The organism is Ruegeria sp. CDSB013, assembly GCF_059611165.1.
Genome location: NZ_JBXWPA010000001.1, coordinates 275655 through 299748, shown reverse-complemented (window position 1 = coordinate 299748; position 24094 = coordinate 275655). Strand labels below are relative to the sequence as shown.

Sequence of the window (24094 nt, the reverse complement as noted above, 5' to 3'; positions counted from 1 at the left end):
GGTCAGATCACAATTGGGTCCAGAAGCTGCTCGAGCTTTGCCACCACACTCATCGCGGCCAAGGCCGAGCTGCGTGGATTGTCCGGCAGGGACTTGCCGCTGATCTGGAAATGAAACCGCCCGAATTCGCCTTGGGCCTCGATCTCGTGAGTGTTGCCGTTGGCTGAAGGGTCCGCAATCAGTTGAACCTGCGTGTCGTCGAACCCTAGCCCAGCCAAAGCGACTGCCGCCGCCACGTTTGCGTTTTTGGGATAGTTCAGCGCGGCCTCGCGAGCGGTGCCATTGAAATGCGTTTCGGCCTTGGTGAGATTTGCGAGGTCTAACTTGTCCTCAGCCATTGAACCTTTCCAGCCCCGCGGTGGCTTGCGCCCGACATAGATAACCTCGTCCAACTTGCCGGTCGCAGCCGCACCAAGACAATCCAGCGCACCGATGGCGCCACTGGCCAGGTGCAGCTTGGCCCCCCCGCCGCGAGCAGAGGACTCCAGTGCATCCGCGACCTGCCGGTCTGCCAATGCGCCGATGGATACGGTGACCATATCAATTCCACGGGACAAAACCTGAGGACCGTACTCCGCCAACGCGTGATGGCCCGCGCAGTCGATCACCAGATCTGCTCTGGAAGTGAGATCTTTTACAGAGCTCACAAATAAATCCGGATCCTGCGAAACGCTGCTTGCGCGAACCAGAACCGCATGAACCTGATGCCCTCGCGCCTGAATCGCATCCAAGACATGCTGCGCGATCGCGCCTTTTCCAATCAATCCAATTTTCATGCGGCAAACTTAACCCAGCGCCAAAGATTCCTAAATTGATATTCTTTGGACATTCTAATTTCTGATACCCAATTCCCAGCTTTCGCATTGGATCAGACGAGATGATCGGGCTTTCATAGCAGCATAACCAGAAGGTCCGCCTGATATGAATTACTCTAAATACGATGCAAAAGCCTATGCGCGCGCGCACATGACCGGTATCTGGGCGGCGGCCCTGAACCCGTTCAACGATGATTTGTCACTGAATGAGGCAGGCCTGAGGTCAAACATTCGTCACTGGATCGACGATCTGGATATTCAGGGCCTGTTCGTGGCGGGGAAACAGGGCGAGTTTTTTTCGATGAGCCTTGATGAGCGCAAGCGCAACTTTGAAATTGCGGTCGATGAATGCGCGGGCACGGCCGGAGTGATCGTCTCGGTCTCGGATCAGAACATGGACACGGCGCTGGAACTGGCCCGCCATGCGCAGGATTGCGGAGCTGATTACATAGTTCTGCACGCGCCTGTCCTGAGTTTTGTTCAGGATCGTGGTGAAGTTCTTTACCAGTACTACAAACGGTTCTGCGATGAACTGGACATCGGGATCGCCATGTGGAGCCACCCTGACAGCGGCTACCTGATGCAGCCCGAGGAGTGCGCGCGAATTGCAGAGCTGCCCAATATCGTGGCGATCAAATACTCAGTCCCGCGTGAGATGTATGTGAAATTGACTCATATGGTTGGTGACAAAATCCATGTCTCAACCTCGGCCGAACATGAATGGTTGGACAATATTCTGGAGCTTGATTGGAAGTTGTACCTTTGCTCGTCCCCGCCCTATCAAATCCAGTCCAAGAACGATCAGCGCATGAATGAATACACGCGGCTGGCCTTTGCGGGAAAAGCAGACGAGGCGCGTAGGGTTTTTGACAGCCTGAACCCGGTTCGTGATGCGATGAAACGAACCAAACCTGCGGACAAACCCACAGCTTTCGGCAAGTACTGGCAAGAGCTGCTGGGGCAGACCGGAGGGCGCGTGCGGCCCCCGATGCTTGAACTGACGGATGCGGAAAAAGAGATCATCCGCAAAGGGTTCGAGGAATGCGGCTTAAAGCCCTAACCGCATCGATATAAGCAAATCAGATATCTAGATGCGGATAATTTCTTTGCGGTTATGAAAAAACCGGCCAAACTTCTGCAAACAGGGAGTGGGACATGTCGAAGTTAAAAGCTTTCAACTTTCAGAAATGGATTGATGAGCACCGTCACCTGCTGAAACCACCTGTCGGCAATCAACAGGTCTGGGAGGATGCGGATCTTATGGTCACGGTCGTCGGCGGGCCGAACAAACGGACAGATTACCACGACGACCCTGTCGAAGAGTTCTTCTATCAGCTGGAAGGCGACATGGTGCTGAAGCTGTATGACGGAGAGGAATTCTATGACGTTCCGATCCGCGAAGGTGAGATCTTCTTGCTGCCGCCGCATGTGCGCCATTCACCACAGCGACCGCAAGAAGGCTCAATCGGATTGGTCATCGAACCCAAACGGCAAACAGGCGAGCTGGACGCGATTGAATGGTATTGCTTTGAATGTGGCACCCGCGTTCACCGGGCCGAGATGCAATTGCAGTCCATCGTCAAGGACTTGCCGCCGGTCTACGAAAAATTCTATTCATCAGAAGAAGACCGAACATGCCCGAACTGCCAGACCGTGCACCCGGGAAAAGAGCCGCCAGAGGGCTGGGTCACACTCTGAGATGAACAAACAACAGGGAAGAACATGAAACATTTTGCTAAGATCGCCGCTTCGGCTGCAGCGCTTGCTGTGACATCGCTGGCCGCCCATGCAGATGAATTCCGTCTGGGCCTGATCACGCCACCTCCGCATATCTGGACCAAAGCTGCCGAGTCCTTTGGGGCCGAGCTGAACGAAGCCAGCGGTGGTGCGCATACCGTGTCCGTTTTCCCCGCCCGTCAGCTGGGAAATGAGGCGGAAATGCTGCAGCAATTGCAGACTGGTGCGCTGGACATGGCCTTCATGACCGTGGCCGAAGTATCAAACCGCGCACCTGAGCTGGGTGCGTTTTATGCGCCGTATCTCGCGGATGATATCGGCCACGCGGGGCGCATCCTGCGTTCGGATACCGCAAAATCGATGCTGGAACCCCTGCCTGGTCAGGTTGGCGTTGTAGGCTTAGGTTACGGTATGGCCGGGCTGCGCCAGATCGTCAGCCGGGGCGATGTGTCTTCGGCAGAGGACCTGTCTGGTCTGAAACTGCGGATCACGCCGTTCACGCCGATTTTGGATTTCTACAACGCGGTCGGAGCTGCACCAACACCGATGCCACTGCCAGCAGTCTATGACGCGCTGGCCAATGGGCAGGTCGATGCCATTGATATGGATGCAGAACTGATCTGGGTGCTGAAATACTATGATCACGCCGACACGATCGTTCAATCCGACCACATGATGTTTCCGATGGTCGGGCTGGTCTCGGCCAAAGTCTGGGCGGGACTGTCCGAAGAAGACCGCGCGATGATCGGTGAACTGATGGCCAAGCATGTCGACAGCACCATCGACGCCTATGTTGCAAACGAAGCGGAGTGGCTGGAACAGATCGAGGGAACCGGCAAGGCCTACAAGAAAGTCGATGCCTCATTCTTTGGCGACGCTATTGAGGAGTGGAACGGCATCTGGTCCGAAAAAACCTCGTCCCTTGACGCGCTGCGGGAGACTGCGGCAGAAACCAAATAAAGTTGAACGTTTCAAGGAAAGGGCGCAGGTCAATCCTGCGCCCTTTTCCATAGGGGATCGGCGATGTTATACCGGCTGTCTGCAGCGTGGGCGTGGGTTGAGTTATGGTGTGCTGCAGCACTGGCCGTTTGCGTCACCCTATTGATCTTGTTGAATGTCGTGACACGCACTGCGGGTAACGCCTTGTTCTGGGTGGATGAACTGGCAATCTATGCCATGGTGTGGATGACATTCCTTGGCGCATCCGCGGCGTTACATCACCGCAATTCGGTCTCGATCACAATCCTTGTGGATCTGGTTCCGCCTCAGGTCCGGGCAATCATCCAAAAAGCAGTCGATATCGTTGTCTTCATTTTTGCAATCGCGATGCTGTGGGTCTGCTGGCGCTGGTTTCTGCCTTTGGACATCGCCCGCACTGGGTTCGACGCAATGGCTTTTCAGGGCAACACGTTCAACTTCATCTATGCTGAGCCGACCTCGACACTCGGGCTGCCAAAATTCCTGTTTTGGTTCGTGATGTGGCTATTTGCCTTGGGGGCCACGCTGCATTCAACAATGCATCTTGTAGCGCGACCTGAACGAGGGTTGCAGGCATGAGTCCTATTGTCTTTCTGGCGACGCTGCTTTTGTCGGTCCCTGTCGCCATCGTGCTGGCGATCACCGCGATCTGGTACATCTGGGAAAGCGGGAACACGGTTCTTTATGACAGTTTCGCTCAGAAGATGTTTGGCGGGTTGGAAAACTACGGCCTGCTGGCTATCCCGCTCTTCATGCTGACCGGAGAATTGATGAACGAAGGTGGCATGACCCGTCGATTGGTCGCCTTGGCGCGCGTTTTCGTGGGCGGGTTTCGGGGTGGGCTCGCCTATATCAATCTGCTGGCCAATATGTTCATGGCCGCCATCATCGGTTCGGCGACCGCACAGATCGCTGTGATGTCCCGCGCCATGGTTCCCGCGATGGAGGAAGAGGGCTACAGCAAGGGCTTCGCCGCCGCAACAACAGCCGCCGGGGGCCTGTTGGCGCCGGTCATCCCGCCGTCGATGATGTTTGTTATCTTCGGTGTTCTGGCGCAGATCCCTATCGGCGACATGTTTATAGCCGGGATCATTCCCGGATTGCTTTTGGCCGGAGCTTTTGCACTGGTAATCACGTTAATTGGTTGGGTTCAGCAATTCCCAAAGGGAGTCTGGATGTCCCGCAAAGATGCCGTACAAGCCCTGATCGCCGCCCTGCCCGCCATGCTGATCCCGGTTTCGATCATTGGCGGCATTCTGTTCGGAATTGCAACGCCAACGGAATCCGCCGCCATCGCTTCGCTAATCGCATTTCTGGTCGGATGGCTGATTTACGGAGATCTGAAGCCGCAGAATCTGGGCGAGATGTTCAAGCGAACAGCCGCAAATGCGTCGATGATCCTGTTCATGATCGCCGCGGCCAGCGTATTTGGCTGGGTCATCATCTACGAGGAAATACCGCAGCAGCTCGCCGGGTTGATCACATCCATCACATCCAACCCGTTCATGTTTCTGCTGATCGTAAATGCCGCCCTGCTGTTGGTAGGGATGGTGATCGACGGGATCGCCGCCATCATCCTGATCACCCCTATTTTGTTACCGATTGCCACTGGATCCTACGACATCAGCCCTTATCAATTCGGAGTTGTTGTATGCCTGAACCTTGTTCTTGGCCTGCTGACTCCGCCCGTCGGGATCGGCCTCTATATCGCCTCATCCATGAGCGGCACGACCCCCGGAGCAATTCTGAAATCGCTTTGGCCGTTCCTGATTGCAGTGGCTGCTGTGTTAATACTGCTCAGCTATGCTCCGATCTTGTCGACCTACCTGATCTAGCGAAACGAGATGAAGCTGCGGGTCTTTGGAGACACTGTTCAGTTGGGGCAATAACCGCCATTCACGTGGTCAACAGCACAATTAGTAAGGGGCCCACGCTTTGGGGCCCCTTCTTGTTTTTAGCAACCAAATTACTCGGCAGCTTTGGCCATCGGGTTGTTTGGATGGGTCGTCCAATTCGCATATTCCGGCTGAACTTCCTGCCCTGTACGCGGATCAACCTCGCCCGCGGCCATTGGCACCATTGAGATACATCCATCCACTGGGCACACGTCTACGCACAAGTTACAGGCGACGCATTCGTCATCCATGACCTCGAATACCCGATCATCGGACATGGAAATCGCCTGGTGGCTGGTGTCTTCGCACGCGGCATAGCAGCGACCGCATTTGATGCACTGGTCCTGATCGATCTTGGCCTTGGCCACGTAGTTTAGGTTCAGATACTGCCAGTCAGTCACGTTCGGAACGGCACGACCGACAATCTCGGACACGTTTGTGTACCCTTTTTCATCCATCCACTTGGACAGACCTGCGGTCAGTTCGTCAATGATCTTAAAGCCGTAGGTCATAGCAGCCGTGCACACCTGAACGTTACCACAGCCCAGCGAAATGAACTCTGCCGCATCGCGCCATGTGGTCACGCCCCCAATGCCGGAAATCGGCAGGCCATGGGTGGCTTCGGCGCGCGCGATTTCGGACACCATCGACAGGGCAATTGGCTTCACCGCCGGGCCACAATACCCGCCGTGGCTGCCCTTGCCATCAATCGACGGTTCCGGGCTGAACGTGTCCAGATCGACGCTGGTGATCGAATTGATCGTGTTGATCAGTGACACTGCATCCGCGCCGCCGTTTTTCGCCGCTTCGGCAGGCTTGCGAACATCAGTGATGTTTGGCGTCAGCTTCACGATCACGGGCCGGTCATAGTATTTCTTGCACCAGCGGGTGACCATCTCGATATATTCCGGCACCTGTCCTACGGCTGCGCCCATTCCGCGTTCGCTCATCCCGTGCGGGCAGCCAAAGTTCAGTTCGATCCCGTCTGCACCGGTCTCTTCGACGCGCGGCAGGATGGCTTTCCAGGCCTCTTCTTCGCAGGGCACCATGATCGAGGCGATCAGCGCGCGATCCGGGTAGTCGGCCTTGACTCGGGCCATTTCTTCAAGGTTCACCTCAAGCGGGCGGTCGGTGATCAGTTCGATGTTGTTGAGACCCAACAGGCGGCGATCCGCGCCATAGATCGCGCCGTAGCGCGGCCCGTTCACGTTTACGACCGGCGGCCCCTCGGACCCGAGCGTTTTCCAGACGACACCGCCCCACCCGGCCTCGAATGCGCGGCGCACATTGTACTCCTTGTCTGTCGGCGGCGCCGAGGCGAGCCAGTAAGGATTGGGGCTGGAAATGCCCAGAAAGTTTGTTGTCAGATCGGCCATGGCTTCTCCCTTCCCGGCTCAGCCGGTTTTCTTGAATATCATTTCGGTCGGACGAATGCGCCCGGCCTTGAGGTTCGTGACGTAGTTTTGAAACTTTTCAGGCGCCGTCTCGCCCATCATCAGGTGGATGCCCAAGGGGGCTGGTCCGCTTTCAGCGATGCGCGCGAAGACGTCCTCGAAAAACTTCAGTGCGAACTCTGTGCGGTCGGTCTCGGCGGCCAGTTCCAGACCGGCGGCACCCGCGGCGTCCTTGTAGACCTGCGGTGCATGTACAAACGAGGTTTCGGACACCGTTGACCAGGGCAGCGGGAAGGACAGCGGTTCGTCCACATCCCCGCCCATCACATCAAACAGGGCAAATGTTCCGCCCTTGGCCAGCGCGCGCGAAACTTCTGCGAACAGCCCGGCCTTATCTTCGATGTTCATGCCCACATGCAACATGACGGCAAGGTCAAATCCGGCATCCGGCACCGGCATGTTCAAAGCACTGCCGACGTGAAAACTGGCCTTGTCGGAATGCCCGACCAGATCGCTGAGGGCGGTAGCTGTTTCAACGAATTCCGGTGTCAGATCGACTCCGGTAACCGTCGAGTCATAGCGATCCACGATGTATCGCGACGTGCCACCTATGCCGCATCCCACGTCCAGAACGCGCGTTGCATGGGTCGGTGACAATTGCGCGAACAGGTTGTCTGTCGCCAGAACGCCGCCGGTGTGGAACTCATCCCCCGCCTTCAGATCGGCCACCGTGGCCGCGTCCGGGTCAATCCCACTGGCCTCAAGCGCCGCGCGCACGCGGTCGGTCAAGGCTCCGGTCGTATAGTGTTGCGCAACAGCTTGTTCGATCTGGGACATGAGAATACCTCAGCAGCGAATGGGATGGGGTGAATGCCCCATCCTATCACGAAACGAGCGTTGCGTGGATGTCCATCGCCGCATCCCGGCCTTCGGCGACGGCGGTCACGGTCAGGTCTTCGCCACCCGCGGCGCAATCGCCTCCGGCCCAGACGCCACCCATCGAGGTGCGCCCCGCGCCAGACACAGCGATCTTGTTGCCATCCAGCTTCAGCCCTTCCGGCGCGCCGTCTAGGTTTTGACCGATCGCTTTGAGGACTTGATCAGCGGGTATGCGGATCATCTCTCCGGTGCCCGAAAGCTGACCGTCGTGACTGGACGTATACTCCAGTTCGATCTCTGCCGCTGCCCCGTTTCCGTGTACGGCCACAGGCTGTACGTTGGTCATGATCTTGACGCCGTGCGAGGACGCGAGGTCCTGCTCATACCGGCTGGCGCCCATTGCATCTCGCCCACGGCGGTATGCGATGGTGACATGTTCGGCGCCCAACAGTTTCGATTTCACCGCAGCGTCCACAGCGGTCATGCCACCGCCGATCACCACGACGTTGCGACCCACCGGCAGATGCGACAGGTCCGAGGCCTGACGAACGTCCGAGATGAAATCGACCGCGTGGCTGACACCGTCCAGATCAGCACCCTGCGCACGCAGGGCATTCACCCCGGCAAGGCCGATAGACAGGAATACTGCATCGTAATTCTCAACCAGCCCGTCCAGCGAGACGCCCTCTCCCAAAACAGAACCGGTTTCGATAGAAATACCGCCGATTTTAAGCAGCCAGTCTACTTCGGCCTGCGCAAAATCGTTCGTCGATTTGTACGCGGCGATCCCGTATTCATTCAGTCCACCCGGCTTGGGGCGGCTTTCGTGGATCACCACGTCATGCCCAAACATCGCCAGCCGGTGCGCACAGGCCAGACCCGCAGGTCCTGCCCCGATCACGGCAACCGTTTTGCCGGTGGGTGCGGCCCGTTGGAACGGGTGTTCCCCGCCGACCATCACGCTGTCCGTCGCGTAACGCTGCAGCCTTCCGATTTCGACCGGTGAACCTTCGGCGGTTTCGCGCACGCAGACTTCTTCGCACAGCGTTTCAGTCGGGCAAACGCGGGCGCACATGCCACCCAGAATGTTCTGCGCCAAAATGGTCTCACCCGCCGCTTCGGGCTGACCAGCCTGAATCTGGCGCATGAACAGCGGAATGTCGATGTCTGTCGGACAGGCTGTGACGCATGGCGCGTCGTAACAAAAATAGCACCGATCCGCTGCCACGGCGGCCTCATGGGGGGCCAGTGGCGGATGCAAATCCGTGAAATTCGAGGTCAGCTCATCGCTGGACAGCCGCCCGGAGACAATGCCGGGGGCAATCTGGCCCTGTGCCATCACTCTACTCCCTGTAGATATGTTTGTTGTGACCTCAGCTTGCCACAAAGTAATTTTTTATCAAATGGTAAAATTTGCCAAATGGTCAAAAAATGAAAAAACCGGGCCAATCGACCCGGTATTCCTTTGTTTTTGCCTGTTTTTCTTGCAGCGAACGTATCAGACCATCTGGGCCAAATGCCCTGTTTTGGTCCAAACGCGCGCCCCAGAAGGCCCAGCCACGGCGGTTGATCGCGCGCCCGGCGGCAATCTCAGCCAATCCCAGGTCGTGAAATCCTCGTCAGATTCCCTCAGCGAACCTTCGATCACAAACAGCTCCATTCCGTGCGACGCGTCCAGATCCAACGCCTCGCCCGCCTCAAGATTGAACACGCGGACATCTTCATGCGCGTCCTTGAACAGTTGAGTGTTCCCCTGACCATTGATCGAACGGCGCACCTCAGTCCGGTCGTCTGGGTCAAACTGATGCAACTTCACCAGGATTGTCGCACCCTCTTTAGCTGAAGGCGTGTGCGACGAGGTCGGAGGGTTTCGCACATAGCTGCCGACCGGGAAATCACCGGTTTCGTCCTGAAATACGCCGTCCAGAACCAGATACTCTTCTCCCCCGTCATGGGTGTGGGCAGAAAACGCGCTGCCCGGAGCAAAACGGACGATTGTCGTTGCGCGGGCAACCTCCTCGCCGATGCGATCCAGCATCTTGCGTTCTACACCGGCAACTGGCGACGCGATCCATTCATTCTGGTCGAAATGAACTGCAACACGTTTGGTGAAATCTGCGTTGATCCTCATGGGGGCACTCCTGAACGGGGACGTGTCCCTAACATGGGATTGCGCCGACATTTTTCAAATTGCGCGCATCGCATCTGGTTTTGACGGGCGCGTCTGCATACTGTACGTCCGACAAGAAACCCGAGCAGCGCCGGACCACGGCAGCCACAAGAACTGAAAGTCCCCGGATGCAGGCCAGCGCCCCGAAATTCAACATCGTTATCATCGGGCAAAACAACCGTCTGCAATACGAAGCCCTTTTGTTTGCCGCCTCGCTACGCCACAGCAGCCCTGATTTTTCCGGTCGACTGTTCGTGGCTGTTCCGCAACCCGGTCCACGCTGGCAGCAAGACCCCAGAATTCAGGACGAGGATCTGCTGAAAGCACTCCGCCAGTTGGATGCCGAGATCCTGCCGTTCGAAAACAGTGTATTTGGCGCCAGTTACCCTTATGGCAACAAGATCGAAGCTTTGCTGGCCATGCCCGAGGGTGAGCCCTTTGTGTTTTTCGACAGTGACACACTGATCACCGGCGACCTGACCAGCGTCCCCTTCGACTTTGACCGCCCCGGCGCATCGCTAAGGGTCGAAGGAACCTGGCCCAAACCAACCTTGTATGGTCCTGGACTGGATGGGATCTGGAAGGCGCTTTACCAAAGGTTCGGACTGGATTTCGACAGCTCGCTGGATACCAGCCAACCGGTGGATTACTGGCGGCGCTATCTGTACTTCAATGCCGGGTATTTCTTTCATTCCTGCCCTCACACCTTCGGAAAGCGCTTTCTGGACTATGCCTGCACGATCCGCGACGGCGAAATCCCCGAGATGGCAGGACAGAATTTTGACCCCTGGCTGGATCAGGCTGCACTGCCGCTGGTTATCCACTCGTTCGGCGGCGGTCGCGATGCCCTGCCCGCAGGTCTTCTGGACGGATCGGTCAGCTGTCATTACCGCCTGTTCCCCCTGCTCTACGCCCGTGAAAGCGATCACGCTGTCGAGGTGCTGGAAACCGTGGTTGCGCCAAACCGGGTCAAGAAGGTCCTCAAGGGATATGACCCGATCAAGAAGCTGGTTCTGCAGCGCAAAGGTCACAAGATCAGGGACATGTTCGACCGCGAGAACCTTCCCAAACGCGAGCAGGTTATTCGCAACACGATACGCAAGAATGGTCTTTGGATGCGCTGACAGGAATGTTGTCTGCGCGCGCCCAATCGCCTAGAGATTCAGCAACGCACTTTCCAACAGGAGATTTCCAAGATGTCTGACGGCCCCACCTACGGTTTTGATACGCTTCAAATTCACGCGGGCGCCCGACCCGATCCTGCAACTGGCGCGCGTCAGACACCGATTTATCAGACGACAGCCTATGTGTTCCGCGACGCGGATCACGCGGCCGCCCTGTTCAACCTGCAAGAAGTTGGTTTCATCTATTCCCGCCTGACCAACCCCACCGTGGCCGTTCTGCAGGAACGTGTCGCCACGCTGGAAGGCGGCGTCGGCGCGGTTTGCTGCTCGTCAGGTCACGCAGCACAGATAATGGCGCTGTTCCCGCTGATGGGTCCGGGCTGCAATGTGGTCGCCTCGACGCGCCTCTATGGCGGCACGGTCACGCAGTTCAGCCAGACCATCAAACGCTTTGGCTGGTCCGCCAAGTTTGTCGACACCGACGATCTGGACGCCGTCAAAGACGCTATCGACGAAAACACCCGTGCGGTGTTCTGCGAATCCATTGCCAACCCCGGCGGCTATGTCACTGACATCCGCGCGCTGGCGGATGTGTCCGATGCGGCGGGCATTCCGCTGATCGTCGACAACACCTCGGCCACGCCTTACCTGTGCCGCCCGATCGAGCATGGCGCGACGCTGGTGGTGCACTCGACTACCAAATACCTGACCGGCAACGGCACCGTCACCGGCGGCTGCATCGTGGATTCGGGTAAGTTCGACTGGTCCGCAAATGACAAGTTCCCGTCACTCAGTGAGCCGGAACAAGCGTATCACGGCCTGAAGTTCCACGAGACGTTTGGCCCGCTGGCCTTCACCTTCCACGGCATCGCCATTGGCCTGCGTGATCTGGGCATGACCATGAACCCGCAGGCGGCGCATTACACGCTGATGGGGATCGAGACCCTGTCCCTGCGGATGGAGCGTCACGTCGAAAACGCCCAAAAGATCGCCGCATGGCTCGAGGCAGATGACCGCGTGGAATACGTCACTTATGCCGGGCTGCCGTCTTCACCCTACAGTGATAGGGTCAAAGCGCACTACAAGAAGGGCGCGGGTGCCCTGTTCACCTTCGCGGTCAAAGGCGGCTATGACGCCTGTATCAAGCTGGTCAACGCGCTTGAGATTTTCAGCCACGTGGCCAACCTGGGTGATGCACGGTCGCTAATCATTCACTCGGCTTCGACCACGCACCGCCAGCTGACCCCGGAACAGCAAGAGGCCGCAGGCGCTGGCCCCGGCGTTGTGCGGGTGTCCATTGGTATCGAAGACGCAGATGACCTGATCGCCGATCTTGATCAGGCGCTGGCCAAAGCGTCGGCCTGATCCATGAGCGGGCACAACACCAATGATCTGGGCCAACCCATCGGATTGCCGGTAACGGGCGATTTCCCTCGCCCAACACCACCTTACACGCCGATGGAAGGCCGATATTGTTCCGTTGTCCCGCTTGATGTGAATAGGCATGCGCCCGGGTTATTCCGGGCGTTTGCCAACGACACGGATGGCCACAACTGGACGTACCTTCCCTATGGGCCGTTCGACGGCGAGCGCGAGTTTGAGGATTGGACCCGTGAGACCTGCATGGATTCCGATCCGATGTTCCACACGGTACTGGACAGCAACGATACGCCGGTGGGTATGGCTTCATTCCTGCGGATTGACCCGGCGGCGGGTGCGATCGAGGTGGGACACATCCACTTCTCACCCTTGTTGCAGCGTAGCCCGCAATCGACCGAGACTATGTTCCTGATGATGCAGCGCGTGTTCGATGAGTTGGGCTATCGCCGTTACGAATGGAAGTGCGACGCGCTGAACGCGCCGTCCTGTCGCGCGGCCGAGCGTTTGGGCTTTACCTTTGAAGGTATTTTCCGACAGGCCACCCATTACAAAGGTCGCAACCGGGATACGGCGTGGTATTCCATCCTCGACAGCGAATGGCCCCGCATCCGCAGCGCCTTTGAGGATTGGCTATCGCCGGACAATTTCGACCAGACGGGCCAACAAAGGCAACCTTTGAAGGCCCGCGCAAGCGTCTGAGGTTACTCAGAGATTTCGAATTCCATGGTGACGGTGACCGAAACGGACACCTCGCCACCTGCGACCGGTACACCACCTGCATCCGCAGCGCTGAATTCCCGCATCATGGCGACGGGGCGCGCGCCACCGACCTGTTCGCTGATCTCTTGAACTGGTCCGAGTGTCACGTTAGCCGCCTGTGCCAACTGCTCGGCCTTGGCGGTCGCTTCGGCCACAGCATTGGCCCGCGCCTGCGCTTGCAGCGGTTTTGGATCCTGCACGCCAAAGCTCAGACCGCCAAAATCATTGGCTCCGTCCTGGATAACCGCGTCCATGATCGTGCCAAGCTGCGACAGATCACGCACACGCACAACGACTCGGTTCGAGGCGACAAAACCGGAAATCTCGGGTCGATCTCCGCTGGCGCTGTTCCGATTGTTCCAAACCGGTGACAAAGACACATCGCGGGTCTGCACATCACGCGTTTCGATGCCAAGTTCCTGCAACCGACTCAGGACCTGAGATACCGATTCCGAAGTGGCCTTCATCGCGTTCGAAGCCTGCGCGTCCTCATTAGTCACGCCCAGAGTTATGGTCGCCATATCAGGCGTAGCCTGTACTGTTCCCGCCGCGTCAACGGTGATGCGACGTTCTTCCGCATGGGTCATGCCCGCAACCGACATCGTCAGAACTGCGGCCAGAAAAGCGATTTTATTCAAGGTCTTCCCTCCAATTTTCTTCCCCCCAACATGGGGTGGCGAGGGTCTGCCGAACAAGGGGAAAGACTGGCTTTTTCTTTCCCTCGGCGGGATCCTGCTTTAATGTCACTCTGCGGGCGAATGATCGTTTGCACAGATGCTGACAACTATGGTTTTTCCGGATTATGAAACCCGCCTTTGCGCTGTCTTTTTCTTCGACCGGAATATCCTTGCACCACCATTCGGATGGTGACTGGTATTGCATTGGCGAAGTTGCTCTGGATGCGCCCGACCTGAATACACAAATCATCGCACTGCGGGATCAGGGCTTTGCCCTTGAAAACGACCTGAATTGTAAGCTGGTGATACCAGCGGATCAGGTGCGGTTTTTGTCCGTATCAACAGAGGGCCTAAGCGCAGAGGAAAGCGCCGAAAAAGTGCGGGCGGAACTGAACGAGGCAACTCCTTATGCGCTGGATGAGCTCGCCTTTGATACCGCAACCGTCGGTCCGACAACCCAAATTGCCGCTGTCGCCAGGCAAACCCTGGATGAGGCCCGGACATTTGCCGCCGAGCACGGGTTTGTTCCGGTGCAGTATTCAACCCCGATCGAAGGTCAGGAATTTCCGTCCGAACCTCGATTCGAGATCGATACCCACGGCACGATCGTTGAAGCGGAACCGTTCGAGGTTGAGGACTCTGCCAAAACTGATGAAGATCCTATCGCAAACACGACTACAGATTCCGAGGCCTCGACAGAGTTCCCTTCAGCCCCCGACACGGTCGGTGCAGTGGAAACGTTTGAGGTAGAGGAGACCGCAAAGGTAAATGAAGCTGCCGCCGATCGGGCAATCGCTTTTACCGAGCCCCAAACGGAGCTTCCTTCCGCGCCCAATGCGACCGCAGCGGTGGAGCCCGGTGAGGGCGAAGAACCCGCCAAAGAACATGATGGCCCTGCCATTCACGCGATCGCTGATACCGAGATCCCACCAGAGTTTCGTTCAGCGCCCAACGCGAACATTGCTGCCGAAACGAAAGCCACACACCCAATCAACCGCTACGCCGTTCCAGCTGCGGCAGCCGCTCTCGTTGCCGGTATTGCCCTGACCGTGTGGTCGTTGACCGGATCTGACGACACCGAACCCTCAGTAGCCGAGGCGGTTTCGATTGAAGAAACTGTGCCAAACCCCACACCAGACGAGCAGATCGCCGAAACACAGGAGGTTGACGACGATCCGGAGCTTGAATTCGAGCCTGAGGCGGCCGCAACCGCGCCAGAGGAAGAGCAGCAAACCGAACCTGTTGAAGAAACCGCCGCTGATCTCAGCGCGACCGATGCTGCAATCCTCGAAGCGCTGAATGTGGCACCGACCCTGGTTGAACCGGTGGGACAAGAGGCTGAGCCCATAGAAATCCCGTCGCTGGTGGGCATCAAGATCTTTGCCCCTGATCCTTTGCCCGATCCGGTCCTGGAATCGGCAGAGGACCTGTATCTGGCATCCCTGGACAACACTGAGTTGTCGCGGGACGCGGTGGCGCTGCCCCCCGTCAGCAGCTTCGAAACTGACCTGCCGTTTGAGCAAAACGCCCTGCCCGCGCAGGCCGGAGTCCAGTTTGATCTGGACGAACGCGGCCTCGTCACGCCTTCAGCCGAAGGAACCCTGAACCCCGACGGAGTGGTCGTTTTCCTTGGCCGACCCGCCAAGGTTCCCCCGGCAGTTCCGGTTCGGTTCGAACAAGAGCCGATAGAGGAAGATCCGACAGCCCGCTTGGCGCAGAAACGTCCAAATCCCCGACCTGCCAATTTGTTGGAAAGCTTCGAGCGGCAACAACTTGGTGGACGCACACGCGAAGAACTGGCGGTTCTGCGTCCGAAACTGCGGCCCAAGTCCCTGCAAAGCAGCCCCCGAATTGACGAAACGCCAACGGCATTGGCAGTCGTTCGCGTTCCGCGCCCAAAAACGCGACCAGCCGGACTTGCCCGCCCGGCCAGCACAAACACAAGCACCGCCAACCTCGGGTCGACTGCTGCGGTCAATCAAAGCTCGGACGAAGCTGGTTCATTCCAACCAAAGGCCGTGGCACCGAAAATCCCGTCGACCGCCTCGGTGGCGCGGCAGGCGACAATCGACAATGCGCTCAACTTGCGCAAACTGAACCTGATTGGGGTTTACGGTACCCCGGCCAATCGGCGCGCATTGGTCCGGTTGCCCAGTGGTCGGTACAAAAAACTGAAAGTCGGAGACAGGCTGGACGGCGGCAGTGTCATCGCCATTGGCGATAGCGAGTTGCGGTACCAAAAGCGCGGCAGAAACGTAACGCTGAAAATGCCACGGAGCTAAGTATGAAAATGGCGGCCAAGGGATAGCCCTGACCGCCTTTTTCAGCTTAACTTATATCATTAAGCAGCTGAAATTTCACCGCTTTCGATCTGTTCGCGTTCGATGGATTCGAACAGGGCCTGAAAGTTCCCTTCGCCAAATCCGTCATCGCCTTTGCGTTGAATGAACTCGAAAAAGATCGGGCCGATCACGGTTTTCGAGAAGATTTGCAGCAAGATCCGGGTCTCGCCACCGTCCAGCACACCCTCGCCGTCAATCAGGATGCCGTGCTTGATCATCCGGTCCAGTGGTTCATCATGATCCACGACACGTTCCTTGGACATGTCGTAATAGGCCTGGTTCGGACCCGGCATGAACTTCAGGCCCTTTTCCGCAATCGCATCGGTCGAGGCGTAAATATCTTCACTACCCACCGCGATATGCTGAATACCTTCACCCTTGTACTTCTTGAGGTATGATACGATCTGTCCGGTTTCGCCCCGGTCTTCGTTGATCGGAATACGGATACGACCACAAGGCGATGTCAGCGCGCGGCTAAACAGGCCAGTGAATTTACCCTGAATGTCAAAAAAGCGGATTTCGCGGAAGTTAAACAGGCTCTCGTAGAATTTGAACCACTTATCCATGTTGCCCTTGTAGACGTTGTGCGTCAGGTGATCGAGGTAATAGAACCCATCGCCGCGCGGTTTGGACTGTTTGTTCCAGGTGAATTCCTGATTGTAAGGCGATGTTTCATAATACTGATCGATGAAATAGATCAGCGAACCGCCAATACCCTTGATCGCTGGGGCCTCCATGGTCTTGTCCGCCGCGTCATAAGGTTCAGCGCCTTTTGACACCGCGTGTTCATAGGCTTTCTGCGCGTCCACGACACGCCAACCCATCGCAGGGGCACAGGGGCCGTGTTCTGCCACGAACTTAGCGGCAAAGCTCTCCGGGTCGGCATTCAGGATGTAGGTCACGTCCCCCTGCTGCCACAGCTCAACCAGAGGCTTGTCCGTGTGGTGTCCGACCAACTCGAACCCCATTTTGGCGAAAAGATCGCGCAGTTCTTGCGGCTCAGGGTGGGCGAATTCGACAAATTCAAACCCATCGGTTCCGGCTGGATTTTCAGGGCTGATGACAGATTTCGGGGCGTTATGCGGGAAAGGTCCCATGGCGCGTCTCCGTAAAAACAGGAATTTCTTTGCTGATTCCAAAATACGCCTTACCAAGCGCTGTTTCTGCGCATAGTTTTCGTGTAAACTATGGTCGCATGCGCAATTTGCGCATATTCTTTAAAGAATATGGAGAAAATCCGCATATGCTGGATTCCACCGATACGCGCCTGCTGTCTGCCTTGCAAAAGGACGCACATCTGACCGCGCATCAATTGGGTGAAATGCTGAACCTGTCACCAAGTCAGGCCGGACGTCGCCGTCAGCGGCTTGAGGCCGAAGGCTATATCACCGGGTATGCCGCGCGGCTGGATCCACTCAGGCTGGGTTTGCAGGTTCAAGGCTTCATACAGGTTCACTTGGGCACTCATGGCCCGGAACAATCCGAGAGCTTTGCTCGCATGGTCAACACCCGCCCAGAAATCACCAGCGCCTGGACGATGACGGGAGAGGCAGATTACCTGCTGCACGTCTATTGCGACGATCTTTCCGCGCTCAACCGCTTGCTTCACCAGGTGATACTGCCGCATCCTGCAGTGGCACGGGTGCACAGCCAGATCGTGATGGACCAACTTAAACGCGACGCGCCATTGCCCACCTGACCGGGCCGAGAGGACAAACATGGACGATTTCCTTTACCAGGCTTCGATCTATCTGGCTGCCGCCGTGATTGCAGTGCCCTTGTCGGCACGTCTGGGGTTGGGTTCTGTTCTGGGTTATCTGGCCGCTGGCATCGTCATCGGCCCTGTCTTCGGTCTTGTGGGGGCCGAGACCGAAAGCCTGCAGCATGTAGCGGAATTCGGTGTGGTCATGATGCTGTTCCTGATCGGGCTAGAGCTTGAGCCGCGCGCTTTGTGGGACATGCGAGACCGGCTTCTGGGTTTAGGCGGCCTGCAGGTGTTGCTTTCCACCGCAGTCATCGCTGCAGTGGCCATGTATGCAAATCACCCCTGGTCGGTCGCCCTGGCCGTCGGGTTGACCTTATCACTGTCCTCAACCGCTATTGTGCTGCAGACCCTCTCGGAAAAGGGGCTGATGCAGACCAATGGCGGGCGAGCGACGTTTTCGGTCCTGTTGACACAGGACATAGCCGTCATTCCCATTCTGGCAATGCTGCCGCTTTTGGCGCTGCCTGCCATGCCTCATATCGAAAGCGACGGATCTATCGATCGCGGCGCGGACGCACTCCATGACGCGGGCCATCACAGCTTGTCACTGGTCGAAGGTTTGCCTGGCTGGGCTGTTACGCTGGTCACCATCGGCGCGGTTGCCTTTGTCATTTTGGCCGGTATCTACCTGACGCGCCCACTGTTCCGCTTCATCCACGCAACCCGGTTGCGCGAAATGTATACGGCGCTAGCGTTGATGATCGTCGTGGGCATTTCCTTCCTGATGACACTAGTCGGGCTCTCCCCTGCTCTGGGCGCGTTTCTGGCGGGTGTTGTACTGGCCAGCTCGGAATTCCGGCACGAAATGGAAAGCGACCTTGAGCCGTTCAAAGGCCTGTTCCTGGGCCTGTTCTTCATCACGGTTGGTGCCGGGATTGATGTCGGCTACTTTTTCAACGACCCGCTTGATCTGATTGGTCTGGCACTGCTGGTCATACTGGCAAAGGGCATCATCCTGTTTCTGGTTGGCCGCGCGTTCCGGTTGCGTGGTCGGGATCACTGGTTGTTCACATTGGGTCTGGCGCAGGCAGGCGAATTCGGCTTTGTGCTGTTGGCTTTCTCAACGCAGCAAAACGTCATCCCACCGGATTTGTCGCAAAAACTGCTGATGATCATCGCCTTGACAATGCTGATCACCCCGCTGTTGTTCATCATCTATGATCTGATGTCGCGCCGTATGGGCGATGGCGCCGCGGAAGTCGAACCCGATGAAATCGACGAGAAAGGCCCTGTCATCATCGCCGGGATTGGTCGTTTTGGTCAGATCGTTAACCGGCTTGTTCGCGCCAGCGGCTTCAAAACCGTCGTTCTGGACCACGATATCGAGACAATCCAGTTGATGCGCCGGTTCGGCGTCAAAGGGTTTTTGGGTGACCCCACGCGGCCAGAACTGTTGCGTGCCGCCGGGCTTGAAAAAGCTTCTGTTCTGGTCGCTGCGATGGATGACCCCAAGCAGGTCACGCGGTTGGTTGGCTTCGCCCGGCGTCAACGCCCGGATCTGCATATTGTGGCCCGCGCACGTGATCGTACCCATGTCTACCAGTTGTATCAGGCCGGAGCGAATGACATTGTCCGCGAGATGTTCGACGGGTCACTGCGAGCCGGCCGCTATGTTTTAGAAAACGTAGGTCTGAGCGAATATGAGGCGGCGCAGGCCGAGCAGACATTCTATCACCACGACCGCGCCTCTGTGCGTGATCTGGCAGAGCTGTGGATTCCCGGAATGCCAACCGCTGACAACAAGAAGTACATCGAGCGGGCGCGGCAGCTTGAGAAAGACCTGGAAACCGAGCTGTTGGAACTGGCCGAGAAACACGCAAAGAAATCAGCCTGACGCGGTCTTGCCGGATCAGGCTGCTCGATCAACCGTCCGAAACACCTGCTTCGGCAAATGTCGCCATTCCGGAATGGCACGCGACGGCACTTTTGAGAATGTTGATGGCCAGCGCTCCGCCAGAAGCTTCGCCCAGGCGCAACCCAAGGCTCAACAGCGGCTCTTTACCCAATTTGGCCAATACGGCTGTGTGGGCACCTTCGGCGCTTTGGTGGCCTGCGACCGTGTGATCTAAGGCACCTTCGGCCACGCCTGCCAGACAGGCTGCAGCCGCCGAACAAATAAAGCCGTCAAGAATGACCGGAATGCGCAACGCCCGCGCAGCGGCGATGGCCCCGGCCATAGCCGCGATTTCGCGCCCGCCCAGACAGCGCAGGATTTCCAGCCCGTCGCGTGAACCGGCATGCAAGGCGACGCCTTCAGCCACAACACGGGTTTTGTTGGCCAGACCGGCATCATCAACACCTGTGCCGCGTCCGGTCCAATCGGCCGCCTCCCCCCCGAACAGGGCGCAGGCGATGGCAGCCGCAGGTGTGGTGTTGCCGATCCCCATCTCTCCGACAACCAGCAAGTCGGCGCTTGGATCAACGGCAGTCCAACCCATGCGCAACGCCGCGAGCAGTTCGCCCTCGGACATAGCTGGGCCCGAGGTAAAATCAGCCGTGGGTCGGTCCAAATCCAGCGCGTGCACATTCATGGTCGCACCAGCGGCTTTGGCCAATTGGTTAATCGCCGCGCCGCCATGTTCAAAATTCATGACCATTTGAACGGTTACTTCTGGCGGAAAGGCGGAAACACCTTGCGCAGTAACGCCATGATTGCCCGCAAACACGATGACTTGGGGGGCAGAGATCTGCGGTCGGGCGTCCCCGCGCCAGCCCGCATACCAAATCGCCAAATCCTCGAGCCGACCCAAAGCACCGGGCGGTTTGGTCAATTGTCCGTTGCGCTCGGCAGCACCTTGCAGCGCATTTCCATCCGGTCCCGGAGCGTTACTCAGGGCCTCGCGAAGGGTATTCAGGTCTTTTAATTCCGGCAGCATCCAAAGCCTCGTTGCATCAGAGTGGTCCTGTGTGTTTAACCGAAGCGTCCGATCCAACAAGACCCCGAAAGGCGCGGGAGTGAACAAAAACGACACCAAACTGTTTTCCGCGTGGGATTTTCCGCTGTCGCTGGTCCTGTTGACGCGTCTGCCGATGCCACGCCTACCGGAATATCTGTTTGCGCGGCAGGCCAATGCGGCCTGGGCCTTTCCCCTGGTGGGGCTGGTCGTTGGGGCGTTGGCCTGTACCGTCGGTTGGGCGGCCGGTGCATTCGGCCTGCCCGCGTTCGCCAGCGCCGTGATACTTGTGGCGGTGCTGGTGATCGCAACTGGCGCGATGCATGAAGACGGGCTTGCGGACACGGTTGACGGATTTTGGGGCGGGTTCACCACCGAACGCCGCCTGGAAATCATGAAGGACAGCCATATCGGTGCTTACGGAGTTCTGACGCTGATCTTTACCCAACTGCTGCGCGTCGCGCTGATCGCGGCGCTTCTGTCGGCCAACGCATTTGCGGGTATTCTGGCGGCGTGCATCGTCTCACGCGCAGTCATGCCCATCCTCATGGCAGCTTTACCCAACGCCAGAAACAGCGGGTTGAGCCATTCGGTCGGCGGCCCAAAGGCCGAGACTGCGACGACAGGCTTTGGCCTTGCAGTCATCTTATCGCTGCTGCTGATTGGACCAAGCACACTGATGGCAACGGTATTTTCCGCGCTGATCGTTGTAATCTTGGCACTCGTCACCAAGACCAAAATCAAAGGGCAAACGGGCGATGTTCTGGGTGCCTCGCAACAACTGGCAGAACTCGCGTTCCTTATGGCATTGGTTGCAACGCTCTAAGTCGTCCCGCCTGTTTCGATCCTCAGGGTTTCGCCGCAGTGTTTGCAGTGAACTGCGTCAGGGTCATGACGGTAGAGGCCACAGTTGGAGCATTTGTGACGCACTTTCTGCGGCATGAAAATTGCCTGTGCCAACCGGACAAACAACGCCACGCCAACGATCATGATGAAGACCGAAAACAGTTTGCCCCCCGGGGTCGCCAGCGTGATGTCTCCGAACCCGGTGGTCGTCAGGGTTGCCATGGTGAAGTAAAGCGCATCGATATAAGCGTGCGGGCTGTTTTCTGGGATGAAGAACACCAGAACAGCGGTGGACGTGGCGAACACGAACACCAACAGGTTGATCGCCGCGATCACTGCGTCCTCGTGCGTCCGGAAAAAATCGCTGTCCCGTCGCAGATCCCTTAGCAGGTGATAGGAATGGATCAGGCGCAGCGCTCGTAAGATACGCAGGAACGCCAGATTCCAAGGTAGAAACAGATCAAGAAACAGCGAGGCAATCACAACAATATCGGCCATCGTGTAGACTTGGCGCAGCAGCTTCCAGCGATCCTTTGAAATCCACATCCGCGCCGAAAAATCCAACACGATGAAGAACCCGATGATCAGGCTGGCAACGGTGAATCCCGTGCCGTGTTCGCCATTTGCCGTGGCGACAAAGAAAACGATGGTGATCGCGTCAAACAGAATCAAGCCATAGCGAAACCAGACGGAAATGGGGTCGTGGCCGATATATAGATATTTGACTGTCTGTTTTAGGTTCACTGTCTACGCGCCTCTTCTTGCTGGAAAATTAGCCGTAAACTGAGCTTTCACCAAGCCATCAACGCGAAAAAGCCGCCCCCTTTCGGGAGCGGCCAGAAATTTGACTGGAGAAGCGATCAGGCAGCCGCAGCCGCGCGCGAGGTCAGAACCTCATCAATCTGCTTGGCCGCCGACACTTCACCTGCGCTGGACACAGCCGCGACTTCGCGGGTCAGACGTTCCAGCGCGGCTTCGTAGAGCTGACGTTCAGAATAGCTCTGTTCGCGCTGGTCATCAGTGCGGTGCAGGTCGCGCACAACCTCAGCGATCGAGATCAGATCACCGGAATTGATCTTTTGTTCATATTCCTGCGCCCGGCGCGACCACATCGCACGTTTCACCTTGGCCTTACCCTTCAGGGTTCTCATCGCCTGGCTGATAACGTCAGGCGAGCTGAGGGACCGCAAGCCGGATTCGGTAACCTTGTTGGTCGGCACCCGCAGGGTCATCTTGTCTTTTTCAAAAGAAATGACGAACAGCTCGAGCGAGTATCCCGCGACTTCCTGCTCTTCGATCGAGATGATCTGGCCCACACCATGGGCGGGGTAGACAACATAATCGTTCGGGCGGAACTCAAGCTTTTTCGACTTAGACATACAGGTTCATCCTTGGTTACGAGAGAGAGGCAGAGACAACAAAAGACCCCAAACCGTGCCAACATCTGGCCCAGTCAGGCGGTAAGTTTGTCAAAAAATCAGAACTCCAAAGCGTACATACTTACGGAGTCATCCCCATCTCATTCATCATTCAGTTTCTGAGTATATCACAAAATTGCGACGCCCGAAAGTCCGGCTCCCACAATGGTGAAGAAACCCCAGACTTTTCAAAGCGATACAGCAGAAGACCGCTATTCAAACCACCCGGTTCAGTTACCGAATCGCTTAACCGCCTTCGCCGGGTGCTTCGGAGAAATACTTCTCCATTTTGCCCTCTTCGCCGTCACGCTCTTCCGCTTCAGGCAAGGGGTCTTTCTTGGTCACGATAACCGGCCACTGTTCCGAGAATTTTCGGTTGAACTCGACCCACTGTTCCATTCCAGGCTCAGTGTCGGGACGAATGGCGTCCGCAGGGCATTCAGGTTCACACACACCGCAGTCGATGCATTCGTCGGGGTGAATGACTAATGTGTTCTCACCTTCGTAAAAACAATCCACCGGACACACTTCGACGCAGTCGGTGTATTTGCAGCCAATGCAGTTTTCGGTGACGACATAGGTCATTGTGGGATTCCCATTCTCGGTTTGGGCGTCTAGCTAATTCAGTCTGGTCTTCTCTTCAAGGTAGGATCAACCATCCCGGGGGCGAGAAAGATCAAGCGCGCGCCTATCTTTCTTTGTTGGACGACCCTTTCCCTCAAATCCCGGATTCTTAGGAGGCACGTCCTTCTTTTCCGTCATATCGAAGTATAACGTTTGTGCCTCGGACGCCGGGCCACGCCGTTCCCCCAGTGCTTCGACGCGTAATACGCGCACGATACGGCCTTGGGGGAAGGTCAGAACGTCACCGGGCCCAATGGCCTGTGCCGGCTTCAGAACCCGGTTTCCGTTCAATCGGACATGACCGCCGCTGACCTGTTTGGCGGCCAGGCTGCGGGTCTTGAAGAACCGCGCCTGCCACAACCATTTGTCGATCCGCAGCTTGGCCTCGGCCATCGCG

General features: G+C 57.3%; 24 protein-coding genes. 12 read left to right on the top strand and 12 right to left on the bottom strand.

The window, feature by feature from the left end:
• Positions 1 to 2: 2 nt before the first annotated feature.
• A complete protein-coding gene (locus AC2FJF_RS01535; RefSeq protein WP_496722315.1) occupies positions 3 to 776 on the bottom strand; it encodes an aspartate dehydrogenase in 774 nt (257 codons plus the stop codon).
• A gap of 145 nt (positions 777 to 921) precedes the next feature.
• Between AC2FJF_RS01535 and AC2FJF_RS01530 the strand changes: the two genes are divergently transcribed.
• From AC2FJF_RS01530 to AC2FJF_RS01510, 5 genes are all read left to right on the top strand, one after another.
• Entirely contained in the window at positions 922 to 1875 is a 954-nt protein-coding gene (locus tag AC2FJF_RS01530; RefSeq protein WP_496722313.1) for a dihydrodipicolinate synthase family protein, read from the top strand.
• Positions 1876 to 1970: 95 nt separating this feature from the next.
• Positions 1971 to 2513: a 3-hydroxyanthranilate 3,4-dioxygenase gene (locus AC2FJF_RS01525; RefSeq protein ID WP_496722311.1), complete on the top strand. Its 543-nt coding sequence runs from the start codon at positions 1971 to 1973 to the stop codon at positions 2511 to 2513.
• 24 nt (positions 2514 to 2537) lie between these two features.
• Positions 2538 to 3512 (top strand): TRAP transporter substrate-binding protein, encoded by a 975-nt coding sequence (locus AC2FJF_RS01520; RefSeq protein WP_496722309.1) that lies wholly within the window; start codon positions 2538 to 2540, stop codon positions 3510 to 3512.
• 63 nt (positions 3513 to 3575) lie between these two features.
• Positions 3576 to 4109 carry a TRAP transporter small permease gene (locus AC2FJF_RS01515; protein ID WP_496722307.1) on the top strand — a complete coding sequence of 178 codons (534 nt, stop codon included), beginning with the start codon at positions 3576 to 3578 and terminating at the stop codon, positions 4107 to 4109.
• Positions 4106 to 5365 (top strand): TRAP transporter large permease, encoded by a 1260-nt coding sequence (locus AC2FJF_RS01510; protein WP_170557840.1) that lies wholly within the window; start codon positions 4106 to 4108, stop codon positions 5363 to 5365. Before AC2FJF_RS01515 ends, AC2FJF_RS01510 begins: the two co-directional genes overlap by 4 nt.
• A gap of 131 nt (positions 5366 to 5496) precedes the next feature.
• Here AC2FJF_RS01510 and preA read toward each other — a convergent pair whose 3' ends face one another.
• The 4 genes from preA to AC2FJF_RS01490 all read right to left on the bottom strand — a co-directional run bounded on the left by preA (position 5497) and on the right by AC2FJF_RS01490 (position 9829).
• Positions 5497 to 6801 (bottom strand): NAD-dependent dihydropyrimidine dehydrogenase subunit PreA, encoded by a 1305-nt coding sequence (gene preA / locus AC2FJF_RS01505; protein WP_496722305.1) that lies wholly within the window; start codon positions 6799 to 6801, stop codon positions 5497 to 5499.
• Between the two features lie 18 nt (positions 6802 to 6819).
• Entirely contained in the window at positions 6820 to 7656 is an 837-nt protein-coding gene (locus AC2FJF_RS01500; protein ID WP_496722303.1) for a methyltransferase domain-containing protein, read from the bottom strand.
• Positions 7657 to 7702: 46 nt separating this feature from the next.
• Positions 7703 to 9037: an NAD(P)-dependent oxidoreductase gene (locus AC2FJF_RS01495; protein ID WP_496722301.1), complete on the bottom strand. Its 1335-nt coding sequence runs from the start codon at positions 9035 to 9037 to the stop codon at positions 7703 to 7705.
• Positions 9038 to 9196: 159 nt separating this feature from the next.
• Positions 9197 to 9829 carry a cupin domain-containing protein gene (locus AC2FJF_RS01490; protein ID WP_496722299.1) on the bottom strand — a complete coding sequence of 211 codons (633 nt, stop codon included), beginning with the start codon at positions 9827 to 9829 and terminating at the stop codon, positions 9197 to 9199.
• A 167-nt stretch (positions 9830 to 9996) separates the two neighbouring features.
• Between AC2FJF_RS01490 and AC2FJF_RS01485 the strand changes: the two genes are divergently transcribed.
• The 3 genes from AC2FJF_RS01485 to AC2FJF_RS01475 all read left to right on the top strand — a co-directional run bounded on the left by AC2FJF_RS01485 (position 9997) and on the right by AC2FJF_RS01475 (position 13071).
• Complete coding sequence (locus tag AC2FJF_RS01485) at positions 9997 to 10992, top strand: GT-B fold glycosyltransferase domain-containing protein (RefSeq protein WP_496722297.1); 996 nt, start codon at positions 9997 to 9999, stop codon at positions 10990 to 10992.
• Positions 10993 to 11064: 72 nt separating this feature from the next.
• Positions 11065 to 12357 carry an O-acetylhomoserine aminocarboxypropyltransferase/cysteine synthase family protein gene (locus AC2FJF_RS01480; protein WP_282150981.1) on the top strand — a complete coding sequence of 431 codons (1293 nt, stop codon included), beginning with the start codon at positions 11065 to 11067 and terminating at the stop codon, positions 12355 to 12357.
• Between the two features lie 3 nt (positions 12358 to 12360).
• Positions 12361 to 13071 (top strand): GNAT family N-acetyltransferase, encoded by a 711-nt coding sequence (locus AC2FJF_RS01475; RefSeq protein WP_496722296.1) that lies wholly within the window; start codon positions 12361 to 12363, stop codon positions 13069 to 13071.
• Between the two features lie 2 nt (positions 13072 to 13073).
• Here the strand turns inward: AC2FJF_RS01475 and AC2FJF_RS01470 are convergent, their stop codons facing one another.
• A complete protein-coding gene (locus tag AC2FJF_RS01470) occupies positions 13074 to 13769 on the bottom strand; it encodes an SIMPL domain-containing protein (RefSeq protein ID WP_496719988.1) in 696 nt (231 codons plus the stop codon).
• 164 nt (positions 13770 to 13933) lie between these two features.
• Between AC2FJF_RS01470 and AC2FJF_RS01465 the strand changes: the two genes are divergently transcribed.
• On the top strand, positions 13934 to 16090 hold the full coding sequence (locus tag AC2FJF_RS01465; RefSeq protein WP_496722294.1) for a hypothetical protein: 2157 nt from the start codon (positions 13934 to 13936) through the stop codon (positions 16088 to 16090).
• A 59-nt stretch (positions 16091 to 16149) separates the two neighbouring features.
• Here AC2FJF_RS01465 and hppD read toward each other — a convergent pair whose 3' ends face one another.
• Complete coding sequence (gene hppD / locus AC2FJF_RS01460; RefSeq protein ID WP_496722292.1) at positions 16150 to 17247, bottom strand: 4-hydroxyphenylpyruvate dioxygenase; 1098 nt, start codon at positions 17245 to 17247, stop codon at positions 16150 to 16152.
• 146 nt (positions 17248 to 17393) lie between these two features.
• On the opposite strand from hppD, the gene AC2FJF_RS01455 reads away from it, so the two are divergent.
• Positions 17394 to 17849: an Lrp/AsnC family transcriptional regulator gene (locus tag AC2FJF_RS01455; protein ID WP_496722290.1), complete on the top strand. Its 456-nt coding sequence runs from the start codon at positions 17394 to 17396 to the stop codon at positions 17847 to 17849.
• A gap of 19 nt (positions 17850 to 17868) precedes the next feature.
• Positions 17869 to 19749: a monovalent cation:proton antiporter-2 (CPA2) family protein gene (locus AC2FJF_RS01450; protein WP_496722288.1), complete on the top strand. Its 1881-nt coding sequence runs from the start codon at positions 17869 to 17871 to the stop codon at positions 19747 to 19749.
• Between the two features lie 28 nt (positions 19750 to 19777).
• On the opposite strand, the gene cobT is transcribed toward AC2FJF_RS01450, so the two are convergent.
• Complete coding sequence (cobT, locus tag AC2FJF_RS01445) at positions 19778 to 20791, bottom strand: nicotinate-nucleotide--dimethylbenzimidazole phosphoribosyltransferase (RefSeq protein WP_496722286.1); 1014 nt, start codon at positions 20789 to 20791, stop codon at positions 19778 to 19780.
• A 79-nt stretch (positions 20792 to 20870) separates the two neighbouring features.
• On the opposite strand from cobT, the gene cobS reads away from it, so the two are divergent.
• Positions 20871 to 21635 carry an adenosylcobinamide-GDP ribazoletransferase gene (cobS, locus tag AC2FJF_RS01440; protein WP_496722284.1) on the top strand — a complete coding sequence of 255 codons (765 nt, stop codon included), beginning with the start codon at positions 20871 to 20873 and terminating at the stop codon, positions 21633 to 21635.
• Here cobS and AC2FJF_RS01435 read toward each other — a convergent pair.
• The 4 genes from AC2FJF_RS01435 to AC2FJF_RS01420 form a co-directional block, all read right to left on the bottom strand.
• Positions 21632 to 22399: a potassium channel family protein gene (locus tag AC2FJF_RS01435; RefSeq protein WP_496722282.1), complete on the bottom strand. Its 768-nt coding sequence runs from the start codon at positions 22397 to 22399 to the stop codon at positions 21632 to 21634. The genes cobS and AC2FJF_RS01435 overlap by 4 nt on opposite strands.
• 116 nt (positions 22400 to 22515) lie before the next feature.
• The gene (locus AC2FJF_RS01430; RefSeq protein ID WP_496722279.1) at positions 22516 to 23034 is read right to left on the bottom strand and encodes a CarD family transcriptional regulator; all 519 of its coding nucleotides are present in this window, start codon (positions 23032 to 23034) and stop codon (positions 22516 to 22518) included.
• A gap of 285 nt (positions 23035 to 23319) precedes the next feature.
• Complete coding sequence (fdxA, locus tag AC2FJF_RS01425) at positions 23320 to 23658, bottom strand: ferredoxin FdxA (protein WP_058273871.1); 339 nt, start codon at positions 23656 to 23658, stop codon at positions 23320 to 23322.
• Positions 23659 to 23724: 66 nt separating this feature from the next.
• Positions 23725 to 24090, bottom strand: coding sequence for an RNA-binding S4 domain-containing protein (locus AC2FJF_RS01420; protein WP_496722277.1), 366 nt, complete (start codon positions 24088 to 24090; stop codon positions 23725 to 23727).
• Between the last annotated feature and the right edge of the window lie 4 nt (positions 24091 to 24094).